Annotated in this window: 21 protein-coding genes and 1 other annotated feature (1 of these 22 running past the window's edge); of the genes, 17 read left to right on the forward strand and 4 right to left on the reverse strand. The window is 40.4% G+C overall.

Features of this window, described 5'->3' with window-relative positions:
- Positions 1 to 124 (forward strand) — a binding site (T-box leader) (it extends 158 nt beyond the left edge of the window).
- Between the two features lie 44 nt (positions 125 to 168).
- The 6 genes from ileS (at position 169) to BN2425_RS15470 (ending at position 9,124) form a co-directional block, all read left to right on the forward strand.
- On the forward strand, positions 169 to 3,252 hold the full coding sequence (gene ileS / locus BN2425_RS15450; RefSeq protein ID WP_042461295.1) for an isoleucine--tRNA ligase: 3,084 nt from the start codon (positions 169 to 171) through the stop codon (positions 3,250 to 3,252).
- 257 nt (positions 3,253 to 3,509) lie between these two features.
- Positions 3,510 to 6,809, forward strand: coding sequence for a DEAD/DEAH box helicase (locus BN2425_RS15455; RefSeq protein WP_042461298.1), 3,300 nt, complete (start codon positions 3,510 to 3,512; stop codon positions 6,807 to 6,809).
- A gap of 186 nt (positions 6,810 to 6,995) precedes the next feature.
- Positions 6,996 to 7,613, forward strand: coding sequence for an AAA domain-containing protein (locus BN2425_RS15460; protein ID WP_235714649.1), 618 nt, complete (start codon positions 6,996 to 6,998; stop codon positions 7,611 to 7,613).
- A 78-nt stretch (positions 7,614 to 7,691) separates the two neighbouring features.
- Entirely contained in the window at positions 7,692 to 7,865 is a 174-nt protein-coding gene (locus BN2425_RS23125) for a hypothetical protein (RefSeq protein WP_235714651.1), read from the forward strand.
- A complete protein-coding gene (locus BN2425_RS15465) occupies positions 7,866 to 8,573 on the forward strand; it encodes a M48 family metallopeptidase (protein ID WP_042461302.1) in 708 nt (235 codons plus the stop codon). It begins immediately after the preceding gene.
- A 35-nt stretch (positions 8,574 to 8,608) separates the two neighbouring features.
- A complete protein-coding gene (locus BN2425_RS15470) occupies positions 8,609 to 9,124 on the forward strand; it encodes a YehS family protein (protein ID WP_042461306.1) in 516 nt (171 codons plus the stop codon).
- A gap of 156 nt (positions 9,125 to 9,280) precedes the next feature.
- On the opposite strand, the gene BN2425_RS22300 is transcribed toward BN2425_RS15470, so the two are convergent.
- Both BN2425_RS22300 and BN2425_RS22570 read right to left on the reverse strand, forming a co-directional pair.
- Complete coding sequence (locus tag BN2425_RS22300) at positions 9,281 to 9,601, reverse strand: GNAT family N-acetyltransferase (RefSeq protein ID WP_081798087.1); 321 nt, start codon at positions 9,599 to 9,601, stop codon at positions 9,281 to 9,283.
- 26 nt (positions 9,602 to 9,627) lie between these two features.
- Positions 9,628 to 9,801, reverse strand: a complete 174-nt coding sequence (locus tag BN2425_RS22570) for a hypothetical protein (RefSeq protein ID WP_154663520.1) — start codon at positions 9,799 to 9,801, stop codon at positions 9,628 to 9,630.
- Between the two features lie 239 nt (positions 9,802 to 10,040).
- Between BN2425_RS22570 and BN2425_RS15480 the strand changes: the two genes are divergently transcribed.
- The 7 genes from BN2425_RS15480 (at position 10,041) to BN2425_RS15510 (ending at position 19,319) form a co-directional block, all read left to right on the forward strand.
- Positions 10,041 to 12,266, forward strand: a complete 2,226-nt coding sequence (locus tag BN2425_RS15480; RefSeq protein WP_042461309.1) for an AAA domain-containing protein — start codon at positions 10,041 to 10,043, stop codon at positions 12,264 to 12,266.
- Positions 12,267 to 12,528: 262 nt separating this feature from the next.
- Positions 12,529 to 12,933 (forward strand): globin domain-containing protein, encoded by a 405-nt coding sequence (locus tag BN2425_RS15485; RefSeq protein ID WP_042461662.1) that lies wholly within the window; start codon positions 12,529 to 12,531, stop codon positions 12,931 to 12,933.
- Between the two features lie 175 nt (positions 12,934 to 13,108).
- Positions 13,109 to 13,921 (forward strand): sugar-phosphatase, encoded by an 813-nt coding sequence (gene yidA / locus BN2425_RS15490; RefSeq protein WP_042461311.1) that lies wholly within the window; start codon positions 13,109 to 13,111, stop codon positions 13,919 to 13,921.
- Between the two features lie 533 nt (positions 13,922 to 14,454).
- Positions 14,455 to 15,216 carry a M23 family metallopeptidase gene (locus BN2425_RS15495; protein WP_042461312.1) on the forward strand — a complete coding sequence of 254 codons (762 nt, stop codon included), beginning with the start codon at positions 14,455 to 14,457 and terminating at the stop codon, positions 15,214 to 15,216.
- A 139-nt stretch (positions 15,217 to 15,355) separates the two neighbouring features.
- Positions 15,356 to 16,882: a PAS domain S-box protein gene (locus BN2425_RS15500; RefSeq protein WP_235714665.1), complete on the forward strand. Its 1,527-nt coding sequence runs from the start codon at positions 15,356 to 15,358 to the stop codon at positions 16,880 to 16,882.
- A gap of 1,184 nt (positions 16,883 to 18,066) precedes the next feature.
- Positions 18,067 to 18,456, forward strand: coding sequence for a hypothetical protein (locus tag BN2425_RS15505; RefSeq protein WP_042461319.1), 390 nt, complete (start codon positions 18,067 to 18,069; stop codon positions 18,454 to 18,456).
- Between the two features lie 98 nt (positions 18,457 to 18,554).
- On the forward strand, positions 18,555 to 19,319 hold the full coding sequence (locus BN2425_RS15510; protein ID WP_042461322.1) for an alpha/beta fold hydrolase: 765 nt from the start codon (positions 18,555 to 18,557) through the stop codon (positions 19,317 to 19,319).
- A 75-nt stretch (positions 19,320 to 19,394) separates the two neighbouring features.
- On the opposite strand, the gene BN2425_RS15515 is transcribed toward BN2425_RS15510, so the two are convergent.
- Together BN2425_RS15515 and BN2425_RS15520 are read right to left on the reverse strand one after the other, a co-directional pair.
- Positions 19,395 to 19,583, reverse strand: coding sequence for a hypothetical protein (locus tag BN2425_RS15515; protein ID WP_042461325.1), 189 nt, complete (start codon positions 19,581 to 19,583; stop codon positions 19,395 to 19,397).
- A 15-nt stretch (positions 19,584 to 19,598) separates the two neighbouring features.
- A complete protein-coding gene (locus BN2425_RS15520; protein WP_042461328.1) occupies positions 19,599 to 19,826 on the reverse strand; it encodes a helix-turn-helix domain-containing protein in 228 nt (75 codons plus the stop codon).
- A 461-nt stretch (positions 19,827 to 20,287) separates the two neighbouring features.
- Between BN2425_RS15520 and BN2425_RS15525 the strand changes: the two genes are divergently transcribed.
- From BN2425_RS15525 to BN2425_RS15535, 4 genes are all read left to right on the forward strand, one after another.
- Positions 20,288 to 20,782: a CcdC protein domain-containing protein gene (locus BN2425_RS15525; RefSeq protein ID WP_042461331.1), complete on the forward strand. Its 495-nt coding sequence runs from the start codon at positions 20,288 to 20,290 to the stop codon at positions 20,780 to 20,782.
- 34 nt (positions 20,783 to 20,816) lie between these two features.
- The gene (locus BN2425_RS22575) at positions 20,817 to 20,966 is read left to right on the forward strand and encodes a hypothetical protein (RefSeq protein WP_154663521.1); all 150 of its coding nucleotides are present in this window, start codon (positions 20,817 to 20,819) and stop codon (positions 20,964 to 20,966) included.
- A gap of 134 nt (positions 20,967 to 21,100) precedes the next feature.
- Complete coding sequence (locus tag BN2425_RS15530; protein ID WP_042461334.1) at positions 21,101 to 21,826, forward strand: 3-ketoacyl-ACP reductase; 726 nt, start codon at positions 21,101 to 21,103, stop codon at positions 21,824 to 21,826.
- Positions 21,827 to 21,959: 133 nt separating this feature from the next.
- Entirely contained in the window at positions 21,960 to 22,340 is a 381-nt protein-coding gene (locus BN2425_RS15535; protein WP_042461336.1) for a FixH family protein, read from the forward strand.
- Positions 22,341 to 22,371 lie beyond the last annotated feature (31 nt).

The raw sequence follows: 22,371 nt of genomic DNA on the forward strand, positions 1-22,371 counted from the left end.
GCTCGAGTAAGTCTTGTCGGGTTTCCGCCGTTAAAAGGAACACGTATGATGGTACGTTGACAAAGAGCTGTTGTGTTTACAACAGAATTTGGGTGGTAACGCGGGTAATACACTCGTCCCTTTTCTAGGGACGGGTGTTTTTTATTTTCACAAAAAGGAGGTTTTAACATGGATTTTAGCGATCAGAAGGAGAGCAGAGTAAAGCGTGAAAATCGGATACTGGAATATTGGGAGCGAAACAATATTTTTCAGCAGTCTGTGGAAAATCGTAAGGATCAAGAGAGTTTTGTGTTTTATGAAGGTCCGCCTACAGCAAACGGTCTTCCCCATGTCGGGCATGCATTAGGGAGGACTCTTAAGGACATTATTGCCAGATATCATACGATGAACGGGAAGCAGGTGGTAAGAAAAGCAGGTTGGGATACACACGGATTACCAGTCGAACTAGGCATAGAAAAAGCCTTGGGTATTTCAGGCAAGCAGGAAATTGAGGAATACGGTGTGGAGGCGTTTATTAAGAAGTGTAAAGAAAGTGTTTTCTCATATGAGAAGCAATGGAGAGAATTTACAAGAGAATTGGGCTATTGGGTAGATATGGACGATCCGTATATGACGATGAATAACGACTATATCGAATCTGTTTGGAACATACTGGGGACGATTCATGAAAAAGGCTGGCTTTATAAAGGGCATCGTGTTTCACCCTATTGCCCCAGCTGCCAGACTTCTTTAAGTTCCCATGAAGTGGCACAGGGATATAAAGTGGTAAAAGACTTAAGTGCAACAGTAAAATTTAAAATCGCTGACAATGTATATGTGCTCGGCTGGACCACTACCCCTTGGACGCTCCCGGCAAATGTGGCGCTGGCTGTAAATGGAGACCTTGACTATGTAAAAGTGGAAAAGAACGATGAAATCTATGTTGTATCTTCCGCAAGAGTAGATGATGTCATAAAAGCACCGTATAAAACCCTTGAAAAGCTAAAAGGGAGAGAGCTGGTTGGGCTTGCTTACCAGCCGCCATTTGATTTTGTTGCGGTAAAGAATGGCCATCGGATCATAGAAGGCGATTTTGTAACGGATGATAGCGGCACCGGAATTGTCCATCTTGCTCCTGCATATGGGGAAGATGATTATCGTGTCGTAAGGGAAAACGGACTATCTTTTATCAATGTTGTGGATGAGAGCGGCAAATATATGGATGCAGTAAAGCCGCTTGCCGGTAAGCATGTGAAAGAATGTGATGTGGATATTGTAAAGCTTTTGCATGAAAAGGGGCTGCTTTTCCATAAAGAAAAGTATGAACATTCCTATCCACATTGCTGGCGTTGTGATACTCCATTACTTTACTATGCAACGGAGAGTTGGTTTATCAAAACCACTGCACTAAAAGATGAACTAATCAACGAAAACCAGAAGGTGAATTGGCATCCAGAGCACATCAAGAATGGCCGGTTTGGGAACTTTTTAGAAAGCTTGGTGGATTGGAATATTAGCAGGAAGCGGTATTGGGGGACCCCTTTAAATGTCTGGGTTTGCTCTTCCTGTGAAACAGAAGTAGCACCAAAGAGTATGAAAGAACTGAAGGAGAAGGCCAATGAAGAGGTCACCAATGTTGAACTTCATAAACCATACGTAGATGCTATTACGTTTACGTGTCCATCCTGTAATGGTACGATGTACAGAACGTCTGAAGTAATTGATGTCTGGTTTGACAGCGGTTCCATGCCGTTTGCTCAATACCATACCCCATTTGAGAATGACGAACTGTTTGAAAAACAATTCCCTGCTGATGTGGTCATTGAAGGAATTGATCAAACACGGGGATGGTTTTACTCGTTACTCGCTGTTTCGGTGCTTTATACAGGTAAGGCCCCTTATAAAAATGTGCTGGCCACTGGCCATGTATTAGATGAACATGGCCAAAAAATGTCCAAAAGTAAAGGAAATGCACTAGACCCAATGGATTTAATAAAGTCCTTCGGTGCTGATGCACTGAGGTGGGCGCTGATTGAAGATAGTGCTCCGTGGAATGCCAAACGTTTTTCCGAACGAAATGTTCAGGAAGCGAAATCCAAACTGATTGATACTTTGTCGAGTCTATATCATTTTTACAAGCTTTATACCGAAATTGATTCATTTGATCCCGAGGCACATGACAATGGTTCAGTATCCCTTATGGACCGTTGGATTCTCTCGAGGCTAACGACAACGACATCTCTGATGAAAAAGGAAATGGATCAGTATCAAGTAACGAATGCCGCACGATTGGCTGGAAAATTTGTTGAAGAGGTCAGCAACTGGTATGTGCGAAGAAACAGGGAGCGCTTTTGGAGCCAGGGAATGTCCGATGATAAAAGAGCGGCCTTTCATACACTAAGCAAATTATTATTGGATACGTCCAAACTGGTGGCTCCTTTTGTTCCATTTATTTCAGAAGAAATTCATTATTCCTTAACAGGGAAAAGTGTCCATCTAGCAGACTATCCGGAAGAACAGAAAGAGTTAATGGACCAAAAGCTTGAGAGACAAATGCAGGCCGTTTTGGCGATTGTGGAGTTGGGGAGAAGCGTCCGAAATAAGCATCAAATCAAAACAAAACAGCCGCTTGCAAAACTGGTGATTGTATCGAATGGTTACGAGGCAGGGACACTTGCTCCTTATGAAGATATTATCAAAGACGAATTAAATATAAAAACCGTGGAGTGGGAAGATTCCTCGAATGGGTATATTGAGTATAAACTGAAGCTAAACTTTAAAACAGCCGGCCCTAGATTGGGCAAATGGGTAAATGAAGTGAATCAAGCCCTTAGCCGAGCCACGGCAAAAGAGATTGACACTTTCCTAAACGAAGAAACCCTCGAAGTGAAATTAGAAAACAAAAAGGTTGTCTCTTTGGGAAAAGATGATATTGTGGTACAGAAAATGGCCGTTTTACAAGGCTATTCTGAAGCTTCGAACCGGCATTTCACTGTTATCGTTGATGTCCATATCAGTGAAGAATTAAGAAGAGAAGGATTGGTCCGTGATTTCATTAGGGGTGTTCAGGATCTTCGCAAAAAAATGGATTTGCCGGTTGATAAAAGAGTGGAGCTTTATGTATCCTGTTCAAAAGACTTTCAACAATTAATGGATGAGCACAAACCATTAATAAGTAGAAGTATCATTTTAAGTCATCTCTATTTTTCCCCTACCGACCAGATGGATAAAATGGTGGTTGGAGGGGAAGAAGTTTTAGTTGGGATAAAGTAGTTCTGTTTGCTTGTCCCTGCACTACGTTCCTGTCACCATATGGAAAGGAACCTTATTGCCGACTGATTTATAATTAATCAGCCGGCACTTTTTTTTGCCAGAAATCCATGAAAATAAACTTCTGCAAAATAGAAAAAACGGCAATACTTATGAAGAGAATGCCCAAATCCTATTTAAAAAAAGAGCGACAAGAGTCTAATTACGATAAGATAGTAGGATAGAATTCATATTTTCTATGTTTAAGTGGAGGTAACCATATGATTGATCATTTAACCAAATCCGACATTCAAAATATTTTTTCGGATGCCATATTCCGTCGTGGGCTTGGTTACTTTCGAGATGGACGCGTCAGAGATGTAAACCATGATCCTGTTAAAAATATCTGGACTGCTAAAGTAAAGGGTTCAAAAACTTATCAAGTGACCATTGAGGATGATGAATCAGGTCTATTACCAGAGTGCAACTGTCCTGCTTATCATCAATATGGGGAACCTTGTAAACATATTGCTGCTGTACTGCTAAAAATTAACGATAATCCAGAGGAAAACTCTACTAATAACCATACGCTAAGTTATGCTGAGAGAAATCAACGACAGGAAGCAGCCGTACAAAGGCGTCTATTAGAAATAGAAAGACAACGTGAAGAACGACAAGCCGTTTATGTCAAGCAGCTGACCAACCAATTTATTCAAAGCTTTTCTACTGTTTCGCCAGCAAGGAAGGAGCTGGGTCCAGAGGGCAACATAGACCCCTTACTGGTTGAATGGATCATGAAAGTTTATAAACCTTACCATTCATCCAAACATTTTCTAACGCTGGAAATGAAAATAGGCCAGAAGAGAACCTATGTGGTTAAAAAAATCAAGGAGTTTCTTAAGGCGGTTAAAAGCCAGGAACAATATCCTTTTACCAAAGGCTTTACCTATAATTCCTCGGAACAAGAGCTTTCGCAGGTAGATCAAGAGATTATTCATCTTTTGCAGGATGCGATTAATAATGAGGAGATATACCAGGAACTGCAGCCTAGTTTTTACAGAAGCTATGGTTCTTCAGATGAACGCACGCTGACGATTCCCCCGATGATAGCCGAAGACTTGCTAAAGAGGCTGGAGACCAAAGGGGTCCGCGTGGAAATCGGCAGTAAAGCCTTTAATGAAATAAAAATCCATCAATCAGAATTGCCTATTTCGTTTCAGTTAGATAAAGGAATAACCGGTAATTTCAAACTGGACTTAACTACTCTGGCGACTGTTCAATACTTAGATTTATATGGATATATTATAATAGAAAACCATTTCTATAAAATTACAGATGAACAACAACTGCTCATAAAAGAACTGAAGAAACTGATAGACCAGTCAAACAGTTCTGTGCTGTCAATTGCTAGTGACCAGATTGAACCGTTTATCTCCCAAGTGGTCCCGAAAATGAAAAAAATTGGCCAATTGGAAATTTCGGAAACTGTTTCAAGCAATATTGTCAAATTTCCTTTGGAGGCCAAGCTGTATGTTGACCGAATGGATGATCTTATCCAAGCTTCACTGGAATTCCATTACGGTGAAAATAGAATCAATCCATTTGAGCTAATGGCTCTTGAAAAAAGCGGACCTATTTTAATGAGGGAGGCGGAGAGGGAACGGTCCATCATGGAAGTGCTCGAATCTGCCTCATTAAGGGTTGATGGAAAATTTCTGTATGTAGAAGGCGAAGCGGAGATATTCGAGTTTTTATATGAGATCTTACCGAAGCTTGAGGAGCTAACGGAGATATTCTTAACGAATACTGTGAGGTCATTGGTATTATCAAATAGGCATGCCCCGGTTACCCATATCGATGTGGATTCTTCAGGTGATTGGCTGCAGGTGAGCTTTGATATGGCAGGGATTGAGCAAAAAGAAATCAGGAATATCATGCAATCCTTGGTCGAAAAGAAAAAATATTACAGGCTTCCAAGCGGGGCATTTGTTTCGCTGGAATCAGATGAATTCCAAATCATCCAAAACATGATGCAAGAGTTAAACATGAAACCGGACAAATGGCAAAACGACACCATTCAGCTTCCTATATACAGGGGATTGCAACTGGATGAAATTGTTCATAAGGAAAAAGGCAGCGATGCCAAGTATGGAAAACAGTTCCGCCGTCTGCTCAACCGATTGAAAAACCCCGAAGAGTTGGAATTTGAGCTGCCTGATACGCTGCATGCCACATTAAGAGACTATCAGAATTATGGATTTCAGTGGCTTAAGACGCTTAAGTATTACAGGCTTGGCGGTATTCTTGCAGACGATATGGGTCTAGGGAAGACACTGCAAAGTATTGCCTTTATTTTGTCAGAAAAAAACCCCAAGCCGGCCTTAATTGTTGCCCCTGCATCGCTTATCTATAATTGGAGAAATGAATTCAACAAGTTTGCCCCTTCTTTGACAACGGAAGTGATGATCGGGACACCGCAAGAGCGGATGGAGAAACTGCAAAGTGACCAGCTTCCGGATGTATGGATTACATCCTATCCGACTTTGAGGCAGGATATTGACTTCTATAGGCAGCATGAGTTTAGTACGTTAATCTTGGACGAAGCCCAGGCGATTAAAAATTATGCCACCAAAACAGCGAAGGCGGTAAGGGATATTCAAGCGGAAACAAGCTTTGCGTTGAGCGGAACACCAATCGAGAATTCTCTTGATGAGCTTTGGTCAATTTTTCAAACGGTCTTGCCAGGGTTCTTTCCGCAACAGAAACAATTTCGCCAGCTAGAACCGGCAAAGGTGGCAAAAATGATACGCCCGTTTTTATTGCGCAGAGTGAAGAAGGATGTATTGAAAGAGTTGCCGGACAAAATTGAAACGGTCAACTATTCGGAGTTGACGAAACAGCAAAAAGAGCTCTATTTGGCCTATCTGGAAAAAATCCAAAAGGACACTGTCGAATCGCTGGAAGGCGAAGGGTTTCAAAAGAGCCGTATCAAAATCTTGGCAGGTTTAACCCGACTTCGTCAATTATGTTGCCATCCGTCTTTGTTCTTGGAAAATTACCAAGGCGAATCAGGGAAGCTGCAACAGCTTATGGAGATTGTCAGCAATGCCATTGACAATGGCAGACGGCTGCTGATTTTTTCACAATTTACCAGTATGCTTTCCATTATTCGCAATCAGTTTACGGATGCAGGGTTAAAATTCTTCTACTTGGACGGACAAACAGCTCCAAAAGAACGGGTTCAAATGGTAGATTCTTTTAACCAAGGAGAGGCTGACATTTTCCTGATTTCCTTAAAAGCGGGGAATACGGGGCTCAATTTGACAGGTGCGGATACGGTAATTTTATATGATCTTTGGTGGAATCCGGCTGTTGAGGAGCAAGCAGCAGGAAGGGCCCATCGCATCGGGCAAAAAAAGGTGGTACAAGTCATCCGACTCATTGCACAAGGAACGATAGAAGAGAAAATGTATGAATTGCAGCAAAACAAAAAGGAACTCATTGAAACCGTAGTTCAACCAGGAGAACAAACAGCGTCAAGAATCACGGAACAAGAGATTAGAGAAATATTAAATATTTAGGTAAGTGCCAATTACCACCCGTGAATTGCCGAGACCCCATCTGCATGCTTTGGGAGGTAACAGGCACTTTTTTTATATTTGATTTATTTACTCTTAATTAGATATTTTCTTAGCGAAATTAACAACTTTTGCAATTTGCGCTAACTTTGATACAATCTGAAAAGCAACAAAGACAAGGGGTAACAAATGACAACTACCAAAATTTATATCAAAGAGTGGCAGCAAGCGCTGCAACAAGAAATTCATCACCTGAAAAAGTTTGGCGGCAGCCGATATTCTGTCACAAATGGACGCCTGTTATCTAACGACGGGCCTTATAGCTATTATTTTGATACCACCATCACTTTAAGGATACCTGTTGGTTCTGCTATCAAATTAGAATGGGGCAAAATGAAAACAAGCGGCAAAGTGCTGTCCTCTGAGGGCAGGGGAATCATTCTGGCATTAGAGCAAAGCTTTGAAGATCTCATCCCGGATGCGCATCTGCTTCATGACCCTTGGGAGTTGCTTGAACAATTAATCGAGCGTTTGGATGAAATCAAGAAAAGCAAACAAAAGCGGCTGAGAGTGAAAAGGTTAATGGGTCCTTCCATGGAAACCAAACATCCCGTGGAAAAGATAACGAGTAATGTCCACGAATTGGTCTTGCAATCCAAGTATAATCCAGTTACGTTTGTCTGGGGGCCGCCGGGTACCGGAAAAACTTACACCTTGGCCAGAACGGCCGCCAACAAATACTTTAAAGGGAAAAAAGTGTTGATTTTGTCGCATAGCAATCAAGCGGTCGATGTGTTGATGGATTGAACTGACTGAATTTATTAAAAAGAAAAAGCGATTCCGCGAAGGAGATGTGCTCCGTTACGGAGGGAACCAGGGGGAATGATGGGAGCCCATCACGAAATAACTACCAATCTGTTGATTGAAAAGCAGGATCCGCTCCTTGCTAAGTATCGGGAGAGGCTATTTGAAGAAAGGCATTCCTTAAAGCAGGACTTAGCCCAGTCCTTTAGGAACCGTCCCCCTGTTTCCTTTATATCAGATAATCAAGGTGATTAAATGCTGCATACATATTTAGGACAGACCATTAATGTTGAGATAAAATATAAAAACCGTACATCCATGGGGATTTATCTAGATGTTTATGGTAATGTTGAGGTCCAAGTTCCTAAAGGGACACCTGAGGAGCGCGTGTTACAATTATTGGAGGAAAAGTGGGAGTGGATTCAACAGACATCAAAAGACATGTTGGGGCGGGTATCAGGACCAAAGGTAAAGACTTATGGTGATGGGGAAGTCGGTCTTTACTTGGGAAACGAGTATCCCATTCAAGTCTCCCAAGATGTAAACATCAAACAAGACTACGCGGTGTTTGAAGAGGAGAAGATACATGTAGTTGTAAAACATCTTGGGGATGAAAAAATAAAACAGGCACTAAAACGGTTTTATTATCAGCAGTGTAAAACGTTAGTGGATAGAAGTGTTCGTGCACATCAAAGTCATTTTAAAACAAAACCACGGTCTATCCGGATTTTAGATAATCAGAAGAATTGGGGAACATGTGATGCCAAGCAGCAGTTAACCTTTAATTGGAGGCTGGCGATGGCACCACCGGAGGTCATTGACTATGTCGTGGTTCACGAAATGTGCCATATGGTCCACTTGAATCACGATCGGTCCTTTTGGCGGCTAGTTGGAAAAATTCACCCGGATTATGAACTTCGGGAGACCTGGTTGGCTTTATCAAATTGGAAGATGACTGTCTAACGCAAAAATAAGAGATTAAGGTTGGAGGTTTATAGATGGATAACAATGATATATTAATTCGAATAAGATATGCCCTAGATATAAAAAATACAGAAATGGCAGATATTTTTAAACTTGGCGGCATAAAAGTAACAAAAGAAGAAGTGATGAAAATTCTTGTGAAAACACAAGACAGTTACGATGAGGATGGTGATTTTGCTGATAATGAGGAGCAAATAAGGTGCACGAATAGTATGCTGGAGTCATTTTTAAATGGATTGATCATTTTTAAAAGAGGAAGACAGGATCCAAAACCAGGACAACCTGCTACACCAGAAATGACCCTGAAAAATAATGCAAATGTTAATAATGTCCTTTTAAAAAAATTGAAAATTGCGCTAGCTTTAACAAGTGAGGATATGCTTGATATATTTGAAGAAGCAGGCGTGAGGGTAACAAAAGGGGAATTAAGTGCTTTATTAAGGAAAGAAGGCCATAAGAATTACAAAGAATGCGGTGACAAATTCGCAAGAAATTTCTTAAAAGGCCTAGCCTTAAAATACAGGCCATAAAAAGCAAGTGCCTGCTTCCCCCAGTGATTAGGGGTCAGGCACTTTTTTGAGGGACTTATTGCAATTAAGAAAGTTAAGGTTAATCCACCTGCCAGTCACTGCCGCTAATCTGTGGAATTGCATCGGACATGGTTCGGGTGGTGACAGGTACCTGGTTCACCTAAATATTTTTTCAAAGCAGTAGTATTGGTCATGATCTTGTGGTTTTCCTTTTAATTTTACAACTCCTGTTCTTTTATATCCTTTTTTTTCGTAAAAGCCTACAGCGGAGGGATTTCCAGAGAACGAATCGAGCCTAAGTGCCTGATATCCTTGTTCCTTTGCAAAGCTTTCGGCAAATTGCAGCATCTTCCCGCCATACCCCCCACCTTGAGAAGAGGGATGTACGCAAAAAGAATGGAGAACCAATGGATTCCTCGTCACTTCGGTCCATTGTTCAGCTTCCCATTCTGGTGTCTGCCACTCATCTAGGACCATGGCGCCTAAAACTTGTTTTTCTTTTTTTAATACAAATAAGTTTCGCCCTTTAATGCTGTTTCGAAATACTCCTGGTTTGGATATTTTTCATCCCATTGCAGGATGCCCCTACTTTTCAAATAGGATTTGCAATCCTCAAATACGTCCATAACGATTTGAAGATCCTTGTAGTTTGCCCTTACGATTTGTTCATCCGCCATAGACAAAAAGCTCCTTTAACTCACCCTAAATAAATGTAATTTATAGGATATTATGTCCTCATACAGGGCCCGAATTCACTTTTCCAAAGAGAATTAGGCAAATTATGATTATGACAACATAGCATGTTCTCAATAAAAGCAGGCAATCCTTTTAAAGAAAGGTCCATAGAGGAAACCGGCCCATCTGAAATTGAGCCAAATTTGATATTTATTAAAAGCAGAAAGACAAGGGTAAATAAATGACAACAATCAAGTTATACATAAAAGAGTGGCAGCAGGCTCTGCAGCAAGAGATCAATCATTTGAAAAAGTTTGGCGGAAGCCGATATTCCGTAACCAATGGAAGGCTGCTATCTAATGATGGACCTTACAGCTATTATTTTGATACAAGCATATCCTTAAGGGTACCAGTTGGTTCCTCGATTAAACTAGAGTGGGGGGCGATGAAAACGAGTGGCAAAGTGCTTTCCTCTGAAGGCAGGGGAATCATTTTGGCATTAGAGCAAAGCTTTGGTGACCTCATTCCGAATGCCTATCTGCTTCATGATCCTTGGGAACTGCTTGAACAATTAATCGAGCGTTTGGATGAAATGAAAAAAAACAAACAAAAACGGCTTAGAGTGAAACGATTGATGAACCCTTCCAAGGAAACTAAACATCCCGTAGAAAAGATAAAGAGCAATGTCCATGAACTCGTGTTACGGTCCAAGTACAATCCTGTCACGTTCGTCTGGGGACCACCGGGTACAGGGAAAACTTATACTCTAGCCAGAACAGCCGCCAACAAATATTTTCAGAAGAAGAAAGTATTGATTTTATCTCATAGCAATCAAGCGGTCGATGTATTGATGGGGGAGCTGACGGATTTTATCAAAAAGAAACAACGATTTAGAGAAGGTGATGTACTTCGTTACGGCGGGAATCTCGGAGAAACGCTGGGTGCACATCAGGAAATTACCACTACTCTGCTTCTAGAAAAACAGGACCCGCTACTTGCCCAGGATCGCAAGCAGCTGGTAGAGGAAAGGCGAAACTTGAAACAAGATTTAGTGCATTCTTTTAGTAAAAGAGATTCGGATCAACTGCTAGAACTTGAAACAAAGATTGCGAGGGTTCTGGAAAAAGTCCGAAAGAAAGAGGTTCAATTAGTAAAAGATGCATACATTGTCGGTACCACACTCGCAAAGGCAGCTAGTGACAGTGCTATTTATGAGCCGGAATACGACGTCGTTATTCTCGATGAAGCAAGTATGGCTTACGTGCCACAAGCGGCCTTTGCCGCCTCTTTGGGAAAACGGGTCATTATTTGCGGGGATTTCAAGCAGTTACCTCCGATTGCTTCTAGCCGTGACCTGCTTGTAACCAAATGGCTAAAAGAGGATGTGTTTCACCATGCGGGGGTGGTAGAGTCGTTGAATGAGGGAAAGCTTCATCCTCAACTTTTCCTGTTAAAAGAACAAAGAAGGATGCATCCGGATATTTCTGCCTTTACTAACCGATATATTTATCATTCATTGGTGGGGGACCATGAAAGTGTGTATAAAAGCAGAAATAAAATCGTAAGTCAGACTCCTTTTAAAGAACAGGCCGCAGTGCTGCTAGATACTAGTTTCACAGGCTTGCACTGTATCAGTGATAAAGCGACAAAATCTAGATTTAATCTATGGCAGCTGCTGTTGTCTTTTCAGTTGATTCATGAAACCTATCTGGGTGGGGCGAAGTCGATCGGATATGTAACGCCTTATCGGGCCCAGGCTAATCTTATGGAACTGCTTTTAGAAGAGCTTTATGAGAAAGAGCGAGGCCAAGCGGATCTTATTGCGGCTACTGTCCACCGATTCCAGGGGAGTGAACGGGACGTGATGATTTTTGATACAGTGGACAGCGAACCGCAAGACCGGGCTGGCATGCTCTTAACCGGCAAGGATAGCGAACGGCTGATTAATGTAGCGATTACGAGAACGAAGGGGAAATTTCTACACGTCAGTAACCGGAATTTTATCGAAAAGCACGTTTATCGGGGAAAAACGCTTCGGCAGCTTGTTGACCATCAGGTTCGGCACAACCAATTGGTGTCTACTAAAGAAATTGGCTCATGGATACAAAACCAGCTTCCAAAATTAAGATGGTTTCATGCGCGGAGATTGGAGGTTGTCTTTCGGGACCTCAACTTGGCAAAGTCATCGATTACGATATCCTTCCCGGAGGGAACTAAGTTATCTGAGGAATGGAAGCAGCAGTTACGGAATAAAGGAAAACGAAAATTGACTATCATTTCCCCTCAGAAGTGGAGTGAGGCCGATGAATGGATTGAAGAGAGTTTCCCGTTTCCATTTGTCATGGTGGACGAGAAAGTTCTGTGGCTGGGACTGCCACTAGAAGGAACTAAAGGAGTTCAGCCGCCTTATGTAGCAGCTAGACTGAGTTCAAGCAAAATTTGTGAATACATGTTAAAACAGATTTAGTGAAGTTCACCGGAACTACATGGCTGATTAACGACAATTTCCCATGATTTTTCTTAGGTTTTGTCGTTAAGACGACCAATTAACGACATTTTCCCGAAATTCTCTTTCAGTTTTGTCGTTAAGACCATCGTCTTGATTCCCTCGGCATTAATCAGGCAGTGGCCGATACGATTTATGTAAGTATTTCTAAGCGTGATGTACATCACTAAGCACTAGTAACAACTTCTATATAATGAAAATTAACTATAAACTTTCATTTGGGATGGTGAAGAAATTGGAATATCCATTACGGACACTATATCACGAGATAGGTGAACAGGAGACCATCGATAAACTGGTAGAGGCATTTTATCCGCGCGTATATGCTGATCCAGACCTAGCCCCATTATTTCAAGGCGATATGAACGAGATTAAACGGAAGCAAAAAATGTTTTTACCCCAATTTTTAGGCGGCCCTGCTTTGTATAGTAAGGAATTCGGACCTCCAGCCATGAGGCACCGGCATATACCACACGAGGTAACCCCAAAACGTGCCATTGCTTGGCTGCGTTGTATGAAGGAAGCCTTTCAAGAAATTGGACTTGACCAAACCCCGGCAGGAAAGGCATTTTATGACCGATTGACCCAAGTAGCCGCCATTATGGTAAACAGTCCCGATCAACCATAGTCAATCAAAAGTCCTCTTTTACAGAATATCAAAGAGGACTTTTTTTATGGCTCTTTAAAAGTGAGACAAACGAATATTAGTCCTTTTTATTATAGTTTCGGTATAATGAAGATTCATAAGTCTTTTAATTCTTAATATTAGTCTGTACTCACACCATGATATAGGAGGAAGAGATTTGTATAAATTAGTAGCAATCGATATTGATGGTACGCTTTTAAATGATCGAAGAGAAATTACAAAAGAAGTAAATGATGCCATTCAAGCTGCAAGGGCAAAAGGAGTGCGGGTTGTTATCTGTACTGGAAGACCAATCGGCGGTGTCCGACCAATTATTGAAGAATTGAAATTAAATGATCAAGATGACTATGTCATTACCTTTAATGGCGCCCTTGTGCAAAATACCCACACCAATGAGGTAAAATCTCAAATTACGTTAACATATGATGACTTAAAGGATTTATATGAACTAAGCCTAAAGATCAATTCGCCGCTCCATTTCTTTGATACCAAAAAAATTTATACACCAAATAGAGAAATTAACAGATACACCATCCATGAGGCCTATGTCAATCGAGTTCCCCTACAGTATCTTCCAATCGAGGAAGTTCCGAATGACATGATTATTCCGAAAGTGATGTTTATTGATGAACCGGAACGTTTAAACCAAATTATGGGCAAAATACCGGAATCAGTCTGGGAGAAGTATACCTTGGTTAAAAGCGCCCCGTTCTTTTTAGAGGTCCTTGACCCGAGTGTCAGCAAAGGGAATGCAGTAAAACAGCTGGCTGAGAAACTTTCAATTAAACGGGAAGAAGTTATCTGTATCGGCGATGGCGAAAATGATTTAACTATGATAGAGTATGCAGGCTGTGGAGTTGCAATGGGCAATGCCGAGGCCGTAGTAAAAGAGGTGGCTCAGTTCCATACATTATCCAATAATGAAAATGGAGTAGCTTATGCAATTGAAAAATTGGTGTTAGACAAATAATAGAAGCACAGAAAAAAAGATATAAGTGCCTGTCACTACCCGTAATATGTCGAATTCTCATCGGCATCATTCGGCAGTGACAGGCACTTTTTTTAAAATATATCCATCTGGTACAACTTGCAAATCTAATTTCCCTATAACATTTTCAAGTTGATAAATCCCTTGATTGGCAAGGGGCCGAGTGCTAGCTGTTAACGAATTATTGGTCAAATTTATCATTTTGCAATAATTTTTCTTCGTATAGTGAAAGAAAACAGACAAGCTGTGATAACTTTAATAGAATAAATTATAAATTTTGAAGGAGGTGAAAAAATGTCACAAAAACGAACACGAAGAAAAATGAGAAACCGTCATAGAAATGACAGATGTAGTGATCGGAATATGTCAGCACCCCCAACAAATCAGCCGCCAATTATATCCCAACCACCAACAAGTCAAAGACCGCCAACTTTTCCACTTAATATCCCATATTCTCCTTAATTTATAGCAGTGGCTAGTATCATTAAATATTTTTAAAAGAAAGGATGAAAATATTGCCTTATCAATATCAACGTACTCCCTTTAATACCGCACAAGAGGTTCAAATGTGGGGAGTTTGCCATGGGTTTGCATCTGGGGCAAAAGACATTGGATATTCTGGTATGCGCTGGGGTGAAAATGTTTATGCCGTGGAGGCAGGCACCGTGGTATTCCTGGAAGGGAACTCTGGTTGTAAAAGTCCAATGACCTCTCCGACTTCTGCAGACCCCGCAGGAAGGTCACCAGCAGGTTGTTTAGAGGCTAATGAGGTCGTCATCAGAGGCGATGATGGATTCTTCACCGAATATGTTCATGTTCTCCCGAGAATGATTTTAACAGTTGGCTCTAGGGTTCAAGCAGGTACTCTTCTTGGAGCGGTAGACAATTCGGCAGAAACAAATGGACCACATGTTCATCTGGTACGATATTTTCCTAACCCCGATTTTGACATTAATAACCCATTTGTTAGTCCCTATTGGCAGAATGGAGGAACTTGTAACTGGACGATGTTTAATGTCACAGGAATTACGCCCGCTCCGAGCAATGGCTGGGTGGAAGATGAAGACAGTGGCAATTGGTACTATTACGACAACAATATTCGCCAGACAGATCAATGGATTCAAACCGGCAACACCTATTACCAAGTTGATAATAATGGAGTCTATACCGGAAGCCATATCTTCTTCGATGATGCTTCACAGACATGGTTCTGGTTCGATGGGCCTGGACAGGTGTGGCGATACTGGAATGGGACAAACTGGGTTCTTGCTCCATAATGCTTTTACTTGTAATTCCCTTTTTCTAGACAAGGATCACAAAAAGATTTTGCAATAGTTTCCATGATATTCAAAAACGTACTTAAGTATAATATAGTTAAAGAATCATAGTAGAAGTCGGTGAAACAACTTGAATATCATGAATGGCGTAGATCGAGATAATCAGCATCTGCTTGATGAATTGGAACGAGTAAAAAGGGAAAATGAGCAGTTAAAGTTACAGCTTACTGCATCAAAAGCTGCTAGCACCCATCTCGATGACAGTGAAAAGAAGTTTGAGCATCTATTTAATAGTATTTCAGATGCTATCTATTATTTGAAAATAGAAGAGGATGGAATTGTCGGAAACTTTATAGAAGTGAACAGAGCAGCCCATAGTCGATTAGGCTATACACGTGAAGAAGCCATGAACTTATCTCCTTTCGATATCGATTATCATGAAAAAGATGAAATCGTTGATTTACTTAAAATGATAAAAAATAATCAATCGTTAACCTTTGAAACCGTTCATAAATGTAAAGATGGGAGTCGAATACCGGTGGAAGTCAACACCCATCTTCTCGAAATTGAAGGGGAAAACTACACGTTATCCGTTTGCAGGGACATTTCGAATCGAAAAAGATCCGAAAAAGAGATACGTGAAACCAAGGATCAGTATCAAAGGTTAGTGGAATCATCGACCAATGGGATTGTTGTCATACAGGATGATAAGTGGGTTTTTGCCAATAGGGCTGCTTTAGAATTGTTCGGAGCAGAGTCAAAAGAGCAACTATTAGGTAGAAGTATTTATGACATGCTCTCACCGAGGTTTATTGAGGAATATAACAGACTTAAGGAATATGGTGAAGAAGACTCCAAGTTTCGATTTAATTGGAAGATCCTAAATGGCAGAGAAATTTATACAGAAGCGGTATTGATTCCGAGCATATTTAAAGAAAAAGTAGCCAAACAGCTGATTATTCAGGATGTAACAGAACGGAAGCGTGCAGAAGACTTGAAGATTCAAGCAGAAAAAATGAACGTGGTCGCACAAATTGCAGCGGGAATTGCTCATGAAATAAGAAACCCCTTAACTTCTTTAAAAGGATTTGTGCAACTTTTTCGAGAGGATACGGTTCCTAACAAGGAAATCCTCAAGATTATGGAAAATGAATTGGAACGAATCAATGACATTTCGAGTGAGTTTCTCACGCTGGCTAAACCATACAATCTAGACTTTGTGGAACTTGACATAAAAGAACTTGTGAAAAATGTAGTGAATCTTTTAGAAAAAGAGGCTAGCAGAAGATCGGTTACGTTCCAAACGTTTTTTACTCAAGAAAAAGTGACCGTTAGTGGAGTTGGAACCGAGCTCAAGAAAGTGTTTCTAAATCTTATAAAAAATGCAATTGAAGTAATGCCTAATGGGGGAAATATTGGCCTTTTTGTCGAAAGCCATGATGGGATTGTCTCTGTTTCTATTCAGGACAACGGAGCTGGACTGACAGAAGAACAATTAAGTCACTTGGGGGAGCCGTTTTACACCACAAAAGAAACAGGAACTGGCCTGGGGCTAATGGTTACTTATCAAATTATTAAAACCCATAACGGGGAAATCGATGTAAAAAGCAAATTGAATGAAGGAACGACCTTTATCGTAAAGCTGCCTGCTGTAAACGAGGGCTAACAAAGGAGAATACGTAGTCTGCCCCTGTTTGGGGCACTTGTGAATGAAATTCTTATATTTACAAAAAGCTGTTAAGCTACTTCTGCATGAATAGTTAACAGCTTTTTTACGTATCGTACTCATCCCTCTTTAAATGCTTAAATTTGTTTAATAAGTATTCCTCATCCTTGCTCGCTTGGAATTACTGCAATATTTCAAAGAGATTTCCTGCTGCCCAACTGTGGTCAAATAGCAGCCCAATCTTATTTGCCCGATAACACTTTGTCCTTTACTTGAATATATTAACAGGGATCCTGCTTGAGTAACCTTTAAGGGATTCATTAAGACCTTCTTTATTGACCATCTTTTTAATGGATAGGCTGTGTTAAAGACGATTGTTGATTTTTAACCAGTTGATTGGAGCGGAAGGCGCGAAGACTCCTGTGGGAGTACGGGGATGGGGAGACCCCGCAGGCGATTTTATCGCCGAGGAGGCTCCCCGGGCACGCCCACGGAAAGCGAAGCGCCTGGAGCGGAAATCAACAACCAAGTTTAACACAGCCAATGGATAAAGAAAAAGTGTGGAGGTGTAAAATAAGTTGAGGCAATTATTTTGGTTAGTTGGAATAATAATGGCTGTTTTCGGTCTATCCCTTGGTGGCAGAAAACTCCAGCGGCGGAATAAAAGAAAGTGGATTAGAATTAATTAAACTATTCTTTTTTTATTTCGAAGACTTTAAATGATTCGTGTACCAGGTAAACAATTAAAAGGTAAGTAGCAAGATAGTATACATTTGTTCCCGTATTTTAAAGAAATGGACAAGCTGGGAAATGTGGGGTCCCTCGTTCCCAAGAGGGCACACTAATTGCATGCGGGACGGTTCTCGTGACTTTGATTAATTTGATTCCTTTAAAAAGCCAGAGGACCGTCTCACTTTTCGTATGTTCACATACTTGTAGAAAACTTTTAGAAAAGACAAAATTTTTCTGCGATGAAACATGATATAATCTTACCGGAAGGGAGGGGAAAGATGTTGAACAATAATTAATTTCATAACCTTTCTATAAAAAATACTGTCATTTTCCTCATTATAAACCTACTATTTTCCGCTAATCATCACTCTTACCAAAAGGCTGTAATTTCGTTAATAACTAAATAAATAGGGGGCCATTCAGATGAAATAGGCCCATAAAGGAGCAGTATTATGATTGCTGTGTTGAATAAGATAGCTAAAGGTATTACTGTTTGCTATGCAGAAGTTTTTCCTGATCGTGACAACAATTATCTCCATCTTGCTTATATGGGGAAGTTATTTTTAATCGCTGACTCCTATTGCATGAATCCGGAGTGTACATGCCAAGAGTCAGCACTTAATTTTGTTCAAGTTTATCCGAGAGAGGATAAAAAGGCTGATAGTTTTATGATAGGGGTAAAACTTAACGGCAGAGGGTTTCGAATACATGAACAAGGCGGATTCCATAAACGTGAAATTCAATCTATCTACTTGCATTTTACCGCCGACACTTCTAACCTAAATTTATTAAACGACCGTTTCGCCGAAATGAGGGAAAAAGCAAAAGAAATGTTGCGTTAATTTAAACTAGTATTTATACATATATAACACTTGTGAAGTTTGCCTCTCGGAAGTATGCTGAGGGAAAGACAAAAGAAAACTTAAAGGGAGGTTCCTGTATGTATTATGCACCCGTTAATGGAACGAATGTTTATTATGACCGGTTGGGCAGCGGACAGCCCCTTGTACTTATTCATGGTCTAGGTGAACGAAAAGAAGGATGGGTGCTACAGCATAGCCTTTCCGAGTATTTTGATGTCATTATCCCTGATTTGCGAGGATTTGGGGAAACTCTTTGTCCTAAAGACCAAGAAATATCCATGAACGCTTTTGCAAAAGATATCATTGGCTTATTGGACCATTTAGGAATTGACCAAGCGCATATCCTCGGTTTTTCAATGGGAGGAATTATTTCACAAGAAATATATAAAATCCGCCCCGAAAAAGTAAAGTCTTTCATTCTAGCAAGTACGGTTTTTTACATACCCAAATGGCTTGAAAAACTTCTACTGATGGTGTTTAAAAGATTTGAAACAATGACGGTTGACCAATTTAAACGTCAAGCAACATTTAGTTGTCTCTATGATAAAAGTGATGAAATGGTCCAAAAAGTAATGCCAGTTTGGTCCAATCATCTGGACGGGTTTATGCCATCGTGGAGAGCCTGTCTGCATATTGATTATCGAGAAACTTTAAAGACAATCTCGGTGCCAACATTGGTCATTTCCTGTCAGCAGGATAAAATCTGTCCGGCCTTCTTTCAAAAGAGAATGAAGAAACTGATACCGGACTCCATGCTTTATACCATTAAAAAAGCTGGGCATATGGGTAAAATAGAAAAGGTGGAAGAATTCAATCGTGAGGTATTGAAGTTTCTATTATAAGTCCATGGGACGGTTCTGGTTGTTTTGAGGTTGTGCAAGTCAATAACCATTAGAGCCGTCCCCTGGTCTTTCTTTTTATCCATTCTCGATCTTGTTTAAATCATCACCGCTGTACAGTTCTATTTGATGCTGAAGTTCTGATATGTAACGCATCATGGCCATTCTTACCACGGATGGGTAGTATTTATTGTTAAGTTCATGTTCGCATTCCTCTAAATCCATTTTTTTAACTGCGATAATTTTGTTTAATTCATCTGTGCTCATTAGTAATCCCCTTCCCTACATATTAAAAAAGTCTCTGTAATCTATCGTTGAATCATACTTCTGGAGGAAATGAATGATTTTCCTGGCTGTGCTTATCGTCGGTTGATGTGTATCGTCTGAGCATAACCGGCTAATGGTTGCTCGGCTAACCCCTGACTTCTCTAACTCCTTCTGGCTGATGCCATGCTGATCAATATAGCGCCCCAGTTTTGACCGATCTCTTCCGAGGCCAAACCACCTCATTTTCCTACTCTCCTAAGCTAGTTTTATAGCTACAGGATGGCCACTTTTTTCATAGCTTATACAAAAATTTCATCTCTGAAACAACTTTTAATATGATCTTTTCTTCTATCTAGAAGCGGATTGTCTAAATAATATAAGTGTAAGTTTGGTTCATCTTGAAAGAGTTCTACATGACCGAGAATGGGTCAAAATACAGATGTGGGTCACGTAAAGGGTGCTACGTGGCCTAGAACAGATCTGCTATTTTAAGAATCTTGTTTGAAATCTGTAAGATTTAAGTAAGATTTAAACACTATAGTTATATCAAGAATAAAACTTGCTAGAGGAAGTTAAAAGTAATGACAAATGTCACCGAAGATTCATGACAATGAATCCTAAAAGGTCTGATCTAGGTGCTGTAAGATTAAACCATCAAATCAAACCTGACAGCCACTAGGCTCAAGGGAAAAGGGGACGGAAAAATGAACGGATTAGCAATGTATGGGATGATTATTTTGGTGTTTGGTTTAGTGTTTTGGAGACGAACCCGGGCAATGGTTCGCCCGATTAAAGGGTCTGGAATAAGAATACTGATGCCGCTAATGATTTTCTTACCAGGAATCTCAGTATTTATGAGTCTTCAGTTGCAATTAAAGACCTGGGAAATTGCTGTTGCGGCTTTAGCTGGATTATTGCTTGCCATTCCGTTAATGTGGACTACCAATTATGAAATTCGTGAAGATGGTCAAATATATGCTCAGAAGAACAAAAGCTTTTTTATCGCCTTGATTTTCGTGCTAGTTATTCGAATGGTTTTCAAACAGTTCATTTCTGGATTGGATCCGGCAAGTTTAGGAATGCTTTTCTTTGCTGTCGCCATTAGCTATGTTGTGCCATGGAGAATAGTTTCCTTTATTAAGTTTAGGAAGGTAAAACAATCACAAAGCTTTCTTGCTGCTACGCCAGTTAAAGCTTAAGTTCAAGAAAAATAATATTGGAGGAGGATGAATAATGGTTGGCATCATTATGTCTGCATGTGTCATTATAGGCGGCAGCATTGGGAGTTTATTTGGATGCGGTGAAACAGGTTACCAGATTGGTGTTGGTTTGGGTTTGTTAAGTATGGGTTACCTCCTTGAAATACGGGAAAGCAGCTTATAGGTTCCCTAAATATTAATGACAGCGGAAGATACCGTAGTCTATGACAACCAAATACCATATTCTCATTTTGTGAGCATACTGTTAGAATTATTTTCCCACAATAATATAATGAGATATGGAAGGAGTGGTTGAAATTGGCACAATCATTAAAAGGAAAAACAGCATTTATCACTGGTGCTGGAAAAGGCATTGGCAGAGCGGTTGCGCTTGCATTAGCGAGCGAAGGTGTAAACGTTGGACTGCTTGCTAGAACAGAGGCGGACCTAAAGGAAACTGCAAAAGAAGTTGAAGGCTTAGGAGTAAAGTCTGCCTATGCGGCTGTTGACGTTTCATCACAGGAAGAGGTAGACCAAGCTATTAAAAAACTTACCCATGAACTAGGCACAGCTGATATTTTGATTAATAATGCAGGAATCGGAAAATTTGCCACACTTTTAGATATGGATCCGCAAGAATGGAAGAGGATTATTGATGTCAACTTAATGGGCCCGTATTATGTCACACGTGCAGTTCTACCTCAATTAATTGAAAAAAATGGCGGAGATATCATTAATATTTCGTCTACAAATGGCTTAAACGGGGCAGCTACTTCTAGTGCCTATAGTGCATCCAAATTTGGATTGATTGGCTTAACCGAATCGTTGGCACAGGAAGTTCGAAGAAATAATATCCGAGTTACCGCATTAACTCCGAGCACTGTTGCTACGGAACTTGCGGTTAATACAAACTTAATTGCTGAAAACAACGATCAAAAATATATGCAGCCAGAGGATATTGCTGAAGTGATCGTAAATCAGTTGAAGTTGCATCCTCGTATTTATGTGAAAACAGCAAGTTTGCTGGCCACTAACCCATTCTAATTGGATGTACATATAACCTCAAGGACAACTTTGTTAAAAGGACTCTTCTCATTTGGTAAAATGAGGAGAGTCCTTTTTAATTTGATAAAATAGAACCCACAGTAGAAAAGAAAACCAGAAAGGTTGTAGTGAAATGAAAAAATGCAAATACTTGGCCTTTGTTTTCAGTTTATTATTGGTAGTAATGGCAGGTTGTGATTACAATAAATTTCAGATAGAACTCTCTACCCCAAAATCTTTTACCCTTGATCAGCCTTCTCCCATTCAAATAAAGATTCAAGATTCTGATAGTAACCCAGTAGTAGGTGCAAAGGTAACCGTAGACCTGAAAATGAAAGGCATGAGTCATGGAAATCTTTCAATAGAGATGCAAGAAACAAAGGATGGGGTATATGTTGGTAACGCAGATATTGAAATGGAAGGTGATTACACTGCCAGCATCATCATCAATGATAAAGGAGAAAAGTGGATGGGGGAAAAGAGGTTTTCAATCGTGACCAAAACGAGCCCATAGAACCCTATATTTTTTGTATTTGAATAATTAC

Source organism: Neobacillus dielmonensis (assembly GCF_000612665.1).
Classification (GTDB): Bacteria; Bacillota; Bacilli; order Bacillales; family Cytobacillaceae; genus Neobacillus; species Neobacillus dielmonensis.